This window comes from Sphaerisporangium rubeum (assembly GCF_014207705.1).
Lineage (GTDB): Bacteria > Actinomycetota > Actinomycetes > Streptosporangiales > Streptosporangiaceae > Sphaerisporangium > Sphaerisporangium rubeum.
In genome coordinates this window covers 3,877,129-3,889,741 of the sequence record NZ_JACHIU010000001.1, presented here as the reverse complement: position 1 = coordinate 3,889,741, position 12,613 = coordinate 3,877,129, and the positions used below count along the sequence as shown (strand labels likewise).

Below are 12,613 nucleotides of genomic sequence, written 5' to 3'. Positions count from 1 at the left end.
CCCGCCATTCACGCGCACCGGGTGGAAATGCCGACGGTGAGAATTTCCCCGGCGGGACTGTCGGCGATCACCGTGAAGAAAACATGCCGGTGAGACGGGAGCCTATCCAAGGGATCGGTGCGAGGTAATCAATGAATTGACATGAACCGGGATGCCGGTGAAACGCGGCGTGCGGCCGGAGACGAGGTCTCCGGCCGCACGCGAGTCGGGGTGGGCTTGCCTGCCTGGGCTCAGCCCCAGGGGGTGTTGCCGTGTAGCTTGGCGGGCTGACCAGGCATGGAGACCGGTGTGCCGACGGATTGACCAGAGTATTTGGTCGGTGCCGCCTCGGCGGACGCGGCGGCGTACGTGGCCATTCCGCCGGCGGCGACGATCAGGACGACGGTGATCCGGACGGTCATGGCCTTGACGGTTTCCATCATTTCTAGCCCACCCCTTGTGGTGCGGAGTCCTGGTCGGTGCGTTTCCCTGCTCGCAATATCGAAGGTATTCCGGGCCGCTATCCACTCGTTATCGGTGCGCTTCTCGGCCGCTAAGGCCGGTGGGGGCCCCGGCGATGGCGGGGCCGTACCCCTGCGGCTGTGGGGGGGATGGCCGGGGGATGGCGGGACCTCGTGGCGGCGGGCCGCCGGTGATCGGGTCCGGCGGCGGGGCGGGGTCCGATAGCATCGCGGGCACCCGGTGCGGTACCCGCGGCGGGGGTCCTACCCGTCCGCGAGTGAAGGAACGGTGCGACGATGCTGGTGGAGGCGATCCTGCACCGCACGTCCCCCGGCGCGGCCGCCGCGTCCCCGGCCGACGGCATCCGTGTGCTGGCCCTGCTGCCGGCCCACTGGCGCACCGGCCTGTCCACCTCCAACGGCGCCATCACCTTGCGCCTGGACACCACCGACGACACCACCGCCGCCGAGATCCACGCGGCACTGGCCGACGCGCTGTCGGATCCGGCGCTGCACCACTGGCGCCTGGACAGTTGCCGGCCCGTCGTCCCCGGCACGGCCACCCCGCAGGCGGCGAGCCGTCCGCGGGACGCGCGTCAGGAGCCGCCCGGGGTCACCAGGCCCGACTCGTAGGCGAGGACGACCAGCTGCGCGCGGTCGCGGACGCCGAGTTTGACCATGGCGCGGTTGACGTGGGTCTTGGCGGTGTGCGGGCTGATCACCATGTGCGCGGCGATCTGCTCGTTGGACAGGCCCCGCGCCACCAGGGCGACGGCCTCACGTTCCCGCGCGGTCAGGTCCTTCAGCGCCGTGCCGGCGCCGGTGACGGCGCCGGCAGGCCGGGTGACGTACCTGGCGATGAGCCTGCGGGTGATCGACGGGGCGAGCAGCGCGTCGCCGCGCGCGGCGACCCGCACGGCGTGCAGGAAGTCCTCCGGCTCGATGTCCTTGACGAGGAACCCGGCGGCGCCGGCGCGCAGCGCGTCGAAGACGTGCTCGTCGAGTCCGTAGTTGGTCAGGATGACGACGTGCACCCCGCCGAGCGCTGGGTCGGCGGCGATGCGCCGCGTCGTCTCGATGCCGTCGAGCACCGGCATCTGGATGTCGACCAGCGCGATGTCCGGCAGGTGCTCCCTGGCCAGGACCAGTGCCTGCCTGCCGTCGCCTGCCTCGGCCACCACCTCGATGTCGTCCTCGAGTTCCAGCAGCGCGCGGAATCCGCCGCGCATGAGCGGCTGGTCGTCGACCAGCAGGACACGGATCACGGGTTCGGCTCCACCGGGAGCTCGGCCTGCACGGTGAAGCCTCCCTCGCCGCGTGGCTCCGCGCGGAGCCGGCCGCCGAGCGCGGCGACCCGTTCCCGCATGCCGAGCAGCCCGACGCCTGGCACGGTGACGCCACCCGGCGTGGCGGTGCCGTCGTCGTCGACGCGGATCGCCAGGGTGTCGGGACGGCAGTCGATGGTGACGGCCGCGGTGGCCGCGGCGGAGTGCCGGACGATGTTGGTGAGCGACTCCTGGACGATCCGGTACGCGGCCCGGCTCACCGCGGCCGGGACGTCCCGCCGCGGCCCGCCGATGGTGAGTGTCGCCTCCAGGCCGGTGGCACGGGCCCGTTCCACCAGTTCGCCGACGTCGTCGAGCCCACGTGGCGGCGCGGTGTCGTCGTCGCGCAGCACCCGCAGGGTCGCGCGCAGCTCCCTGGCCGCCTCACGTCCGGCCTCCTGGATCGCGAGCAGCGCCGGCGGCACGTCCTCGCCGCGTCTGCGTGCCACGTGCACGGCGACCTCGGCCTGCACCTTGATGACGGCGATCTGGTGGGTGAGGGAGTCGTGGAGCTCACGCGCGATGCGCAGCCGTTCCTCACCGGCGCGGCGCCGCGCCGTCTCCTCCCGGCCGCGCTCGGCCTCCTCGGCCCGCTGCTCGGCCTGCCGCAGCGCCTCACCTGCGGCCCCCGCCGCGACCAGCCACGCCACCTCCAGCACGCCGCGGGCCTGCGCGAGCGCCGCGCTCACGTCGTACGGCCCGGTGAGCAGGGCCGCCAGGGGAAGCGCGGCCAGCACGGCCACGCTTCCCGCCACGGTGACGGCGCGGTGTCCCGCGCGTACGGCGGCGTACACCGCGAACAGGTACGCCACCGCCGGCACGTCGAACCCCGCTGCCTGGTGACCCACCGCGCACACCCCGGTGACCGCCAGCACGGCCACCGGGGCCCGGCGCCGCGCGGCCAGGGCCAGGCCCCCCGCCACGAGCGCGACCAGCCCGAGGATCGCGGCGTTCCCGGCCGGACGGTGTTCCGACAGGCCGGTGACCAGCAGCGTCGCCGCCACACACACGGCGATCAGCCAATCCCCGGCCCCGGCACGTCCCCAGCTCATGCGCGCACCCTAGCCGGAGGTGGCCGTGCGCGGCTCCTGCGCGCGAAGGAGCGTCTGCTACCGCGTGCGCGGTACCCGCACGGCCCCGGTGCGCCGCGCGCGGCGGACGGCTGCCGCCGGTGCGGCAGCCCCGGATGTCCACGCGGGGAGGACGACCGGCGGGGGCCGGCGCGGACATGCTCAGGTGACGTCCGTCTCGCTGGAAGGAGCACCCCGATGCCGGTGCGATACACGCTCGCCGCCGCCGGGACCGGCCTGATCGCAGCCCTCGGGCTCGCCGCGCCGGAAACCGTGACCGATCCCGTCGGCGCCTACACCATGACCGCCGGCCGGCTGTGGTCCCTGGTGGCCATCCTGGTCGGCCTGGCCGGCGTGGTCGCCGCCGCGGTGGCCCTGGTCCGCCGGGCCGGCGCCGCGCGGAGGGCCGGCGTCACGGCGCTGGTGACGGGCCCGGTGGCGGCGGTCATCGGCGCGTGGGTCGTGGCCGCGGCGAAAGGCGGACCCGGCACCGGCTACGGCATCGTCGGCGGCTACGTGGCCCTGGTCGTCGGCCTGACCGGCGCCGTCCTCGGTGCCCTGGTCCTGGCCCGCGTGAGCCGGTCGTCGTGAACAGGCCGGCCGGCGCCGTGGTCCTTGCGCGTGTCAGCCGGTGGTCGTGAGCAGGCCGGCCGGCGCCGTGGTCCTTGCGCGTGTCAGCCGGTCGTCGTGATCAGGTCGGTCAGCCACGCCTGCCAGGCCTGGTGGGCCTTGCCGGGGTCGGGGCCGTCGAACAGGTGGTGGCCGAGGACCAGGACGTTTCCGCGGTCGGGACCGGAGTGCAGGAAACGCAGGAGCGCGTCGGGGGTGCGGACCCCGAGGACGGTGGGGAGGCCGTCGTAGTCGACCACACCCTCGACCAGGGTGCCGGCCGCCGAGAGGCGCACCGGGGTGCCGGCGGTGACCGGGGCGGTCAGGGACAGAGCGCCGAGCAGCGCGAGCCACAGCTGTTCTCTCGGAGGGACACCGGGGTGGACGGCGGTCACGACGGTCGCGGTGCGGGGGTGGAAGTGGGCCAGGTACTGCGACAGGGTGTGCAGGTACATGTCCCAGCCTTCGCGCATGGCCTCGTACTCGGTCTCCCAGTTGTCGCCGAGAACGCCGCTCTGCACCAGGCGCAGCACCGTGGAACCGCCGTCGCGGGCCTCGATGAGGTACTCCATGGCGGTGAAGAAGCCGTCCGACCCGCCTTCGTGCGCGAAACGGCGGCCCGGTTCCCACGCGGTGACCTCGGCCGTGGAGGTGTGGCCCGCCACGGTGAGTTCCAGGGTGCCGCCGGCGGCTTCCTGGAGCTCGGTGCGGCCCATGAACCACGAGTCGATGCCGGGCCCGGTGGCGATGGCGTCCCACACCTGCTCCGGGGTCGCGTCGAGCTCGATCTCCTTGGACAGATGGAACTCGTGGCCCATCGCAGGTCACCCCTTCGTCTCGCCTCAGGCCAACCTAGCGCCTGCGCCGCGGCGCGTCGGTGACGACGGGTCCGCCTCCCGCCGTGGTGCCTAGCGGGGACGGGGTGAAGGGTGGGGGAGGGACGAAGGGTGGGGGAGGGACGCGGCGACGGCGTGCGCGGACAGGCGGCCGTCGGCGCGGGCCACGACGCGGCCCCCCTGGATGCGGACCGCCGTCTCGGTGGTGTCGGACACGGCGGGGACCCCGGCCGCGGCGGCCACGGCGCCGGTGTCGTCGTGCACCACGCGCAGCGGGGGCCAGGCGTGCGGGGGGAAGGCCTGGCGCAGAGGGGTGCACAGTTCGGCGACGACCAGACGGGCCAGCGGGGACAGCTCGCCGGGGTCGCCGGTGACCACGACGGCGGTCACCGGCGTTCCCGGCGGTGCGGCGCGGACGGCCTCCTCGGCGGCCTGTAGACGCCGCAGGCCGAGGACGGCCACCACGCCGTCACCGGAAAGACCGGCGGGGGAGCGGCGCACCGCGTCGGTGGCGGGGGGAGGTGACCAAGGCTCGTCGACGGCTCTCGGCGGGGTGACGGCGGGCAGCGGCGGTATGCCGCCGCCGAGGTCGAGCCCGGCCAGTTCCCGGCAGACGGTCACCACGTCGAACGGTTCGACGAACCCCGGTGCCGCGGCGGCCAGCTGGCCGGCGCCGTGCAGGGTGGTGAGCACCGCCTCGGCGAGCCGCACCTGCCGCGCGGCAGGCCCTCCCGCAGGCCCTCCCGCAGGCCGCAGCCGTTCCAGGGCCAGGCCGAGCAGGACGGCGTCGAGTTTCAGCAGCTGCGCGTAGGCGTGCCGTGTGCGGTCCTCGGCGAGGATCTCCGGCATCAGGTCCCGGCCGAGGAGCGTGTCCCCGTGCTCGTCGGTCGCCAGCGGCAGCCGCGCCACCCACGCGCGGGCCAGCGCGCCGAGGGCCTCACCCGCGTCGCCGGCCGGCGCGGGGCCGGGGTCGGCGGGGCCGGGGCCGGGGGAGTCCGACATGGCGGCAAGGACCGAGAAGTACAGGGCCCGTTTGCCGGGGAAGTTGGAGTAGACCGCGCCACGGGTGAGCCCGGCACGGTCGGCGATGGCGTCGATCTTGGCGTCGCGGAAGCCGCGCGCGGCGAACTCCTCCCTCGCGGCAGCCAGCACCCTCGCCCGGTTGCGTTCCTGCGCCTCCACCCGGGTGAGCCGCTCCATCGTCACTCCCGTCCCCCGGTTCGCCGGCGTCGCAGCAACAAGATACCGTCACCATTCAGATGATGTCATCATATGTTCTCAACATCCGAGTTGGGAGTCCACGTGACCGACGAACGCGCCACCGTCATCCCCGAGATCGACCTCACCGCCATGCAGGTGATCCGCGACCCGTTCACCGCCTACGGCGAGGTGAGGGAACGCTCACCCCTCGCGCGGCTCACCATCCCCGGCATCGGCCCGGTGTGGCTGCTCACCCGGTACGAGGGGGCCCGCGCGATGCTCGCCGACCCCCGGTTCGGGATCAGCACCCAGAGCTTCGTGCGTCCCGGTGTGCCGGAGGACTGCCTGCCGTACATGCGCACCATGTCGGAGATGGAAGGCTCCGAGCACCTGCGGCTGCGCAAACTGGTCGCGCCGGCCTTCGGCGTGCGCCGCGCCGCCGGCTTCCGGCCGCGGATCGAGCCGATCGCGGCCCGGCTGCTCGACGAGCTCCCCGGCCACGCCGACAACGGTGTGGTGGACCTGCTGCGGCACTACGCCAGGCCGCTCCCCATGGACGTGATCTGCGAGCTGGTCGGCATCCCGCACGCCGACCGCCTCGCGTGGCGCGAGTACGGCGCGGTCATCGCCGCCGGCTCCGGCCAGGGACTGGCCGAGGCGATGCCCGGCATCATCGCCGGCGCCAGGGACGCCGTCGCGCGCCGCCGCGCCGAACCCGCCGACGACCTGCTGTCGGACCTGATCCGCGCGCACGACGACGACGGCGACCGGCTGAGCGACACCGAGATGATCACCATGATCTGGCTGCTGGTCCTGGCCGGCCAGACCCCGCACAACCTCATCGGCAACGCCGTCGCGGCCCTGCTCACCCACCCCGGCCGGCTCGCCGCGCTCCGCGCCGACCCCGCGCTCATGCCACGCGCCGTCGAGGAACTCACCCGCTGGTGCGGCCCCATCCTGCTGGCCGTCCCCCGCTACGCGCGCGAGGACACCGAGCTGTACGGCACGAAGATCCGCCAAGGCGACGCGATCACCGCCGCCGTCGCCGCCGCCAACCACGACCCCCGTGCCTTCCCCGACCCCGCACGCCTCGACATCACCCGCACCCCTGCCTCCCCCCACCTGGGCTTCTCCCACGGCCCCCACTTCTGCCTCGGCGCCGCACTGGCCCGCGTCCAGGTCGAGACGGCCCTCACCGCGCTCCTGGCCCGCCACCCCGGCCTGGCCCTGGCGGCGGACCCCGAGGAGATCCGTGCCCTGGACCCGGGCATGTGGCGGCTCACCTCGCTGCCGGTGACCCTGTGACGGCCAGACGGCGCATCGACCGGGAGGGGAGCAGCAAGGGGGTCGCCAGCACCAGTGCGCCGGCCAGGCCGATGGCGGTGCGGGGGCCGAGCAGGCCGCCGAGGAGTCCCCACGTGGCGGTCAGGAGCGCGGTGGTGGCTCTGGTGGTCACCGACCAGGCGGACAGGGTGCGGGTGACGCGGCCGGACGGGGTGCGGTCCAGGCGGTAGGTGGCGCAGACGGGGTTGAAGACGGCGCAGCAGAGGATGAGGCCGAGTTCTACGGCGATCACCAGGAGCAGGCCGGCGGCGCCGGGGCCGGGGAAGGCAAGGCCGAGGGGCCACAGCGCGCGCAGCGCGCCGGTGGCGGTCAGGATCCGGTGGGGGCCGAACCGGGCGACGAGGGGGCGGGCCAGCCAGGAGCCGAGCAGGCCGGCGACGGAGGGGACGGCGAACGCGAGGCCGTACTGCCATGGCGCGAAGCCGAGCCGGTCGAGCAGCAGGACGGCGAGCAGGGGCTGGGTGGCCATGACCAGGCCGTTGAACAGGGTGGTGTTGAGGAACAGGGGACGCAGGCCAGGGTCGGCGAGGATGAACCGCCAGCCGTCGAGCAGGTCGCGGGGACGCAGGCGTGGGGCGGCACGCCGCTCGGGCCGCGGCTCGCGGCCGCCGGTCGCGCCGATGCACAGGGCCGAGAGCAGGTGGCTGACCGCGTCGGCCAGCACCGTCGCCACCGGGCCGAGCAGGCCGATCGCGGCGCCGCCGAGCGGGGGCCCGACGATCGTGGCCGTCCAGGTCGTGGACTCGAACCTGGCGTTGGCGACGAGCAGGTTCTCCGGCGCGACCAGGGTCTTCAGGTAGGCGCCTGAGGCGGCGCGGAACGTGATGTCGGCCGCCGCGACCAGCACCGAGACCAGCAGGAGGTGAGGGAAGGTGAGCACGCCGCAGGCGTACGCGGCGGGGACCGTCAGCAGCGCCGCGAACCGTGCCACGTCCGTCCCGATCAGCACCGGCCGCTTGCGGCGGAACTCCACCCACGGCCCGAGCGGCACCGCCAGGGCCGCGCCGGCCGCGGCACCGACGGCCGACAACGCCGCGACCCGCGCGGGACCGGCGTGCAGCACCTGGATCGCGATCAGCGGGAACGCGCCGAAGGCGAGCCACGTGCCGAGCGCGCTGGTCCCGTACGCACCCCACAGCCACCCGAACGACCGCCCCAGCCGGGACCCGTTCCCCATGCCGATCTCCTCGTCTCGCACAACCGATCAGCGATCGGATGCATCTAAGCGAGACGCGTGTCCTGGGATCAAACAACTATCTGGCCGTCAGGTCACAACCGGTGGTTGTGTCAGTAGGGTGTCGGCCATGGATCTCGACGCCGTACGGACCTTCGCCGCCGCCGCCGAGTCGGGACGGTTCCAGGACGCCGCCGCCGGGCTCGGGGTCACCCAGCAGGCCGTCTCCAAGCGCATCGCGGGGCTGGAGCGTGATCTCGGGGTGCGGTTGTTCACCCGGACGGCGCGTGGCGCCGAGCTCACCATCGACGGGCAGGCGTTCCTGCCGCACGCGCGTGAGCTGCTGCGCGCCGCCGAGCGCGCGGTCGCGTCGGTGCGGGCCGGCAGCCGTCCGCTGCGGGTCGACGTGCTCACCTCGCGAAGCGCGGGGTCGGGGCTGATGCGCGGCTTCCACCGCGCCTACCCGGGGATCGAGCTCGACGTGGTGATGCTGTTCGACGTCGGCACGGCCGTCGAGGCCATCCGGTCCGGTGCGATCGACGCGTCGTTCCGCGCCGTCGCCGCGCCGGGCCGGCCCCTTCCCGAGGACGTCAGGTCCGTCCGGGTGCTCGACGAGGCGCTCCAGCTGCTCACCGGACCGGCTCACGCGCTGGCGGGGGCCCGCTCGGTGACCGTCGCTCAGCTCAGGGGACACCGGATCTGGATGCCGGGGATCGTCCCCGGCACCGAGTGGGCCGCCTACTACGAGGCGCTGGTCGAGAAGTTCGGCCTCACCATCGAGGCGACCGGCCCGAACTTCGGTTCCGACGCGCTGCTCGACACCGTCGCCGACACCCCCGGCCTGGCGACGTTCATGGGGGAGTGCACCCGCCTGGTCTGGCCCGCCGGCCACGGCCTGCGCCGCATCCCCGTCACCCAGCCCGCACCGGTCTACCCGCATTCGCTCCTGTGGCACCGCGACAACCCCCACCCGGCGCTGGCGACCCTGCGCACCCACCTCGCCGCCGGGGGGACCGGCCACGACGCCACGGGGACCTGGGTGCCGGAGTGGGTGATCTCCCACTGAGCGCGGCACGGAGAATCGGACATCACACGCGTCTTGCCTGAATGCCACGTTATGAATCTACGTTGTAAAGGCGGCGGAATAATTCCAAATCGGACAAAAATGCACAAACGATCCACCGATGCCGGTGGCGACCTTCAGTCCTTGAGTCCGTCCAGGGAACGGCCGAAGGCGAGCAGGGTGAACCCCGGCACGGGGGCCCAGTCGCGGGCCGGCAGCCGGGTGAAACCCTGAGCGAGGTACAGACGCTGGGCCGTCCTCATGGCGGGCTGCGTGGACAGCAGCAGGGATGTGGCGCCGCGGCCGGCGGCGCGGCCGAGGACGGCGCGGATCAAGGTGGCGCCGACGCCGCGGCCCTGGGCCTCGGGGGCCACGGCGAGCGCGCGCATCTCGGCTTCGTGGGGGCCGGTGGCGAGTTCGCTTCCGGGGTGGAACGGGTCGAGCATCGCGGTGCCGAGCAGCCGGTCGTCCTCGGCGGCGACGAGGACCTCGCCGTGGCCGTCGGCGCCGAGTGCGCGCAGCGTGCGCGCGTAGGCGGGGTGCGCGTCGAGCAGTCCTTCGGCCTGGTAGGCGGCGACCCGCAGGTCGCCCACGGTGGTCATCTCGCCGGGGTGAGCGTCTCGCACGATCATGACCCCATCAAACCAGGTCGCAGCGGGACGATGAGGTGGTGGTGCGGGTGATGTGACGATCTTCCGGGGTGGCGGTTCGGTGAGGGGGAGGGGGTGGGTAGGAGCGGGGGTGGGGTGGGGGACACCGGAGGGGGCACGTGATCTTCTTGTTGCCGATCATGGCTGCGTGCCTGCTCGGCATGGGTTTCATGGCGCAGCAGCACGCCGCCTACCGGGAGCCGCTGGGAGAGATGCTGCGGATGCGGTTGCTGGTGCATCTGCTGCGTCAGCCGGTGTGGCTGGCGGGGGTCGGCCTCATGTTCGGCGGCCAGGTGCTCGGTGCGCTGGCGTTGCGGCAGTCGAGCGTGTCGGCGGTGGCGCCGTTGTTCGCGACCAGTCTGATCTTCGCGCTGGCGGCGGCGCATGTGGTGTACCAGGAGCATCTCGGCTGGACCGAGTGGACCGGTGCGGCGCTGGTCAGCGGGGGTGTGGCGCTGTTCCTGGCGTTCGGTGAGCCGCACGGGGGGCGGGCTCCGGCGGGGTGGCTGGTGCAGTGGGTGGCCGTGGCCGCGGTGCTGCTGGTGGCGGCGGCGCTGGTGGTGGCGGGCCGCAACCGGTCGTTGCAGGTGAAGGCGATGCTGCTGGCCGCGGCGGCCGGCATCTTGTACGGCCTGCAGGACGTGCTGACGCGGGGGTCGCTGCTCACGCTGCGGTACGGGGTGGGAGCGCTGGCGTCGTCGTGGATGCCGTACGCGGTCCCGTGTGTGGCGGTGATGGGGTTGCTGCTCAACCAGAGCGCGTTCGACGCGGCGCCGCTGCGGATCTCGTTGCCGGCGACGACGGCGGCCGAGCCCATCACCGGCATCATGCTCGGCGTGGTGATCTTCGCCGAGCATCTGGATCTGGCGGCGGGGGCGGTGGTGGCCGAGGTGGCGGGGCTGGTCGCGATGGTGGTGGGGATCGTGTTGCTCGGTCGTTCGCCGTATCTGGCGAAATCGGGGCAGTCGGGACAGAGGGTCGAGGCGCGGTGATCGCGGCGTTGCTGGCGGTGTGCGCCGCCATGGGGAACGCGGCGGCCTCGGTGATGCAGCGGATGGCGGCGCGCCGGGTGCCGCGGCAGCAGGCGATGTCGCCGCGCCTGATCGTGACGCTGGTGCGCACGCCGGTGTGGCTCGGGGGGATCGGTGCGCTGATCCTGGGGTTCGTGTTCCAGGCGGCGGCGTTGTCGCAAGGAGGGCTGGCGCTGGTGCAGCCGGTGCTGATCAGCGAGCTGCCGTTCACGATGGTGCTGATGTCGCGGGTGTTCCAGGTGAGTCTCGGGCCGCGTTCGTGGCTGGCGATCGTGCTGCTGACCGGTGGGCTGGCGTTGCTGTTGTTCGCGGCGGCGCCGCAGCCGGGGGGTGGGGGGCCGGACGCGGAGGGCTGGATGACGGCGACGGCGGGGACGCTCGCGACGGTGTGGGCCCTGGTGTTCGTGGCGCGGATCACCGAGGGTGCGGGACGTGCGGTGGCGTTCGGGCTGGCGGCGGGGATCGGGTTCGCGTTCACGGCGACGTTCATCAAGCAGGCGACGCTGGTGCTGGAGGAGGACATGTCGGCGCTGCCGGTGACCTGGCAGTTGTACGCGATGGTGGTGGCGGGGTTGTGCAGCCTGTTCCTGCTGCAGAACGCGTTGCAGAGCGGGACGCTGGTGGCGGCGCAGCCGGCGTTGACGCTGAGCGATCCGGTGGCGTCGATCGTGTACGGGACGGCGATGTTCGATGAGCAGATCCGCACGGGGCTGTGGATCGTGCCGGAGCTGACGGGGATCGGGCTGATCGTGGGGGGCAGTTTCCTGCTGGCGCAGTCGCCGTTGTTCCACGCGCAGATGGCGGCGGCCTGATCGTCAGGCGCCGCCGGTCCTCGCGGGGTCATCGGTGCGGATGAGGGTCTCGGCGGCCGGCGCGGCGAACAGTGTGCCGGCGGCGGCGGTGCGCCGCGCGCGGTGGCGGGGGTCGGCCAGGCGGTCGAGTTCGGCGAGCAGGGCCGTGGCGTCGGCGGCGTGCGCGGTGAGGCCGGCGCGGGCCATGGCGAGGGCTCCGGCGCGGCCGTGGCCGGGGATGGGACGGTAGGAGACCACCGGCAGGCCGGCGGCGAACGCCTCGACGCAGGTGAGGCCGGCGGCGTTGTCGACCAGCGCGTAGGCGGCGGCCATCAGGTGCGGCAGGTCGTCGCGCCAGCCGAGCGCCGGGCCGAGCCCGGCGGCGTCGAGGCGGCGGGCCAGCCGGGTGTTGCCGCCGCACAGCACGACGGGGGTGTAGCGTCCGGACGCCGCGAGGACCTGTGCGGTGCGGGTGACCTGTCCGACTCCCCAGGCGCCGGCCGACACCAGCACCGTGCGCGCGGCGGCGGGTCGCCCGCGGGTGTGGAAGGCGGGCCGGACGAGGGGGGCGTAGGCGGTGGCGGGCCGGTGGGTCGCGGCGGTCGCGGCGTGCGCGGTGCCGGGGGTGGGGCACAGGTAGCGGTCGTTTCCGGGGTGCAGCCAGAGCCGGTGGAGGGTGAAGTCGGTGACCAGCACGGTGCTCGGCGCGGTCAGGGTTCCGCGTGCGCGCATGAGGCCGGTGACCTGCGCGGCCAGGTGGAACGTCGAGACGACGTGCGCGGGGGCCTCGCGGGTGGTCAGTGCGCGCAGGCGGGGTGCGGCGAGCCGGGCCAGGGGGGAGACCGGGGACCGGCGGACGAAGAAGACCTGGTAGACGATCTCGTAGATCCAGGGTGTGCGCTGGACGGTGGTGCGGTACCACCAGCGCAGCAGTGGTCCGAGCCGCAGGGGGAGCAGCCGGAGGACGTCGATGACCTGTACCTGTGCGCCGTCGCGCGTGAGGCGGCCGGCGAGTTCGCGTGCCACGCCGTCGTGGCCGGCACCCATGGAGGCGCTGATGATGAGCACGCGCCTGGCCGC

At 73.7% G+C, this 12,613-nt stretch carries 14 protein-coding genes; 6 read left to right on the top strand and 8 right to left on the bottom strand.

The features are described from left to right. Nucleotides 1-230: 230 nt before the first annotated feature. Nucleotides 231-401, bottom strand: a complete 171-nt coding sequence (locus BJ992_RS16775) for a hypothetical protein (RefSeq protein WP_184982015.1) — start codon at nucleotides 399-401, stop codon at nucleotides 231-233. Between the two features lie 336 nt (nucleotides 402-737). Here BJ992_RS16775 and BJ992_RS16770 point away from each other — a divergent pair, with 336 nt between their 5' ends. Further along, entirely contained in the window at nucleotides 738-1,073 is a 336-nt protein-coding gene (locus BJ992_RS16770; protein ID WP_184982013.1) for a hypothetical protein, read from the top strand. Here the strand turns inward: BJ992_RS16770 and BJ992_RS16765 are convergent. Then, a complete protein-coding gene (locus BJ992_RS16765; protein ID WP_184982011.1) occupies nucleotides 1,037-1,705 on the bottom strand; it encodes a response regulator in 669 nt (222 codons plus the stop codon). The genes BJ992_RS16770 and BJ992_RS16765 overlap by 37 nt on opposite strands. Beyond that, the gene (locus BJ992_RS16760; protein WP_184982009.1) at nucleotides 1,702-2,817 is read right to left on the bottom strand and encodes a sensor histidine kinase; all 1,116 of its coding nucleotides are present in this window, start codon (nucleotides 2,815-2,817) and stop codon (nucleotides 1,702-1,704) included. Before BJ992_RS16760 ends, BJ992_RS16765 begins: the two co-directional genes overlap by 4 nt. 216 nt (nucleotides 2,818-3,033) lie before the next feature. Here BJ992_RS16760 and BJ992_RS16755 point away from each other — a divergent pair, with 216 nt between their 5' ends. Next, a complete protein-coding gene (locus tag BJ992_RS16755; RefSeq protein WP_221474857.1) occupies nucleotides 3,034-3,426 on the top strand; it encodes a DUF6223 family protein in 393 nt (130 codons plus the stop codon). 83 nt (nucleotides 3,427-3,509) lie between these two features. Here BJ992_RS16755 and BJ992_RS16750 read toward each other — a convergent pair whose 3' ends face one another. Together BJ992_RS16750 and BJ992_RS16745 are read right to left on the bottom strand one after the other, a co-directional pair. Further along, on the bottom strand, nucleotides 3,510-4,262 hold the full coding sequence (locus BJ992_RS16750) for an SRPBCC family protein (RefSeq protein ID WP_184982007.1): 753 nt from the start codon (nucleotides 4,260-4,262) through the stop codon (nucleotides 3,510-3,512). A gap of 90 nt (nucleotides 4,263-4,352) precedes the next feature. Then, on the bottom strand, nucleotides 4,353-5,480 hold the full coding sequence (locus tag BJ992_RS16745; protein ID WP_184982005.1) for a TetR/AcrR family transcriptional regulator: 1,128 nt from the start codon (nucleotides 5,478-5,480) through the stop codon (nucleotides 4,353-4,355). Between the two features lie 102 nt (nucleotides 5,481-5,582). Here BJ992_RS16745 and BJ992_RS16740 point away from each other — a divergent pair, with 102 nt between their 5' ends. Beyond that, a complete protein-coding gene (locus tag BJ992_RS16740; protein ID WP_343072707.1) occupies nucleotides 5,583-6,785 on the top strand; it encodes a cytochrome P450 family protein in 1,203 nt (400 codons plus the stop codon). Here the strand turns inward: BJ992_RS16740 and BJ992_RS16735 are convergent. Next, nucleotides 6,760-8,001, bottom strand: coding sequence for an MFS transporter (locus tag BJ992_RS16735; protein WP_184982001.1), 1,242 nt, complete (start codon nucleotides 7,999-8,001; stop codon nucleotides 6,760-6,762). The genes BJ992_RS16740 and BJ992_RS16735 overlap by 26 nt on opposite strands. A 127-nt stretch (nucleotides 8,002-8,128) precedes the next feature. Here BJ992_RS16735 and BJ992_RS16730 point away from each other — a divergent pair, with 127 nt between their 5' ends. Next, nucleotides 8,129-9,064, top strand: coding sequence for a LysR family transcriptional regulator (locus BJ992_RS16730; RefSeq protein WP_184981999.1), 936 nt, complete (start codon nucleotides 8,129-8,131; stop codon nucleotides 9,062-9,064). 134 nt (nucleotides 9,065-9,198) lie between these two features. Here BJ992_RS16730 and BJ992_RS16725 read toward each other — a convergent pair whose 3' ends face one another. Further along, the gene (locus BJ992_RS16725) at nucleotides 9,199-9,693 is read right to left on the bottom strand and encodes a GNAT family N-acetyltransferase (RefSeq protein ID WP_184981997.1); all 495 of its coding nucleotides are present in this window, start codon (nucleotides 9,691-9,693) and stop codon (nucleotides 9,199-9,201) included. Between the two features lie 137 nt (nucleotides 9,694-9,830). On the opposite strand from BJ992_RS16725, the gene BJ992_RS16720 reads away from it, so the two are divergent. Together BJ992_RS16720 and BJ992_RS16715 are read left to right on the top strand one after the other, a co-directional pair. Next, nucleotides 9,831-10,703: a DMT family transporter gene (locus tag BJ992_RS16720; protein WP_221474856.1), complete on the top strand. Its 873-nt coding sequence runs from the start codon at nucleotides 9,831-9,833 to the stop codon at nucleotides 10,701-10,703. Then, complete coding sequence (locus tag BJ992_RS16715; RefSeq protein ID WP_184981995.1) at nucleotides 10,700-11,554, top strand: DMT family transporter; 855 nt, start codon at nucleotides 10,700-10,702, stop codon at nucleotides 11,552-11,554. Before BJ992_RS16720 ends, BJ992_RS16715 begins: the two co-directional genes overlap by 4 nt. Before the next feature lie 3 nt (nucleotides 11,555-11,557). Here BJ992_RS16715 and BJ992_RS16710 read toward each other — a convergent pair whose 3' ends face one another. Beyond that, entirely contained in the window at nucleotides 11,558-12,601 is a 1,044-nt protein-coding gene (locus BJ992_RS16710; RefSeq protein WP_343072706.1) for an MGDG synthase family glycosyltransferase, read from the bottom strand. Nucleotides 12,602-12,613: the final 12 nt, after the last annotated feature.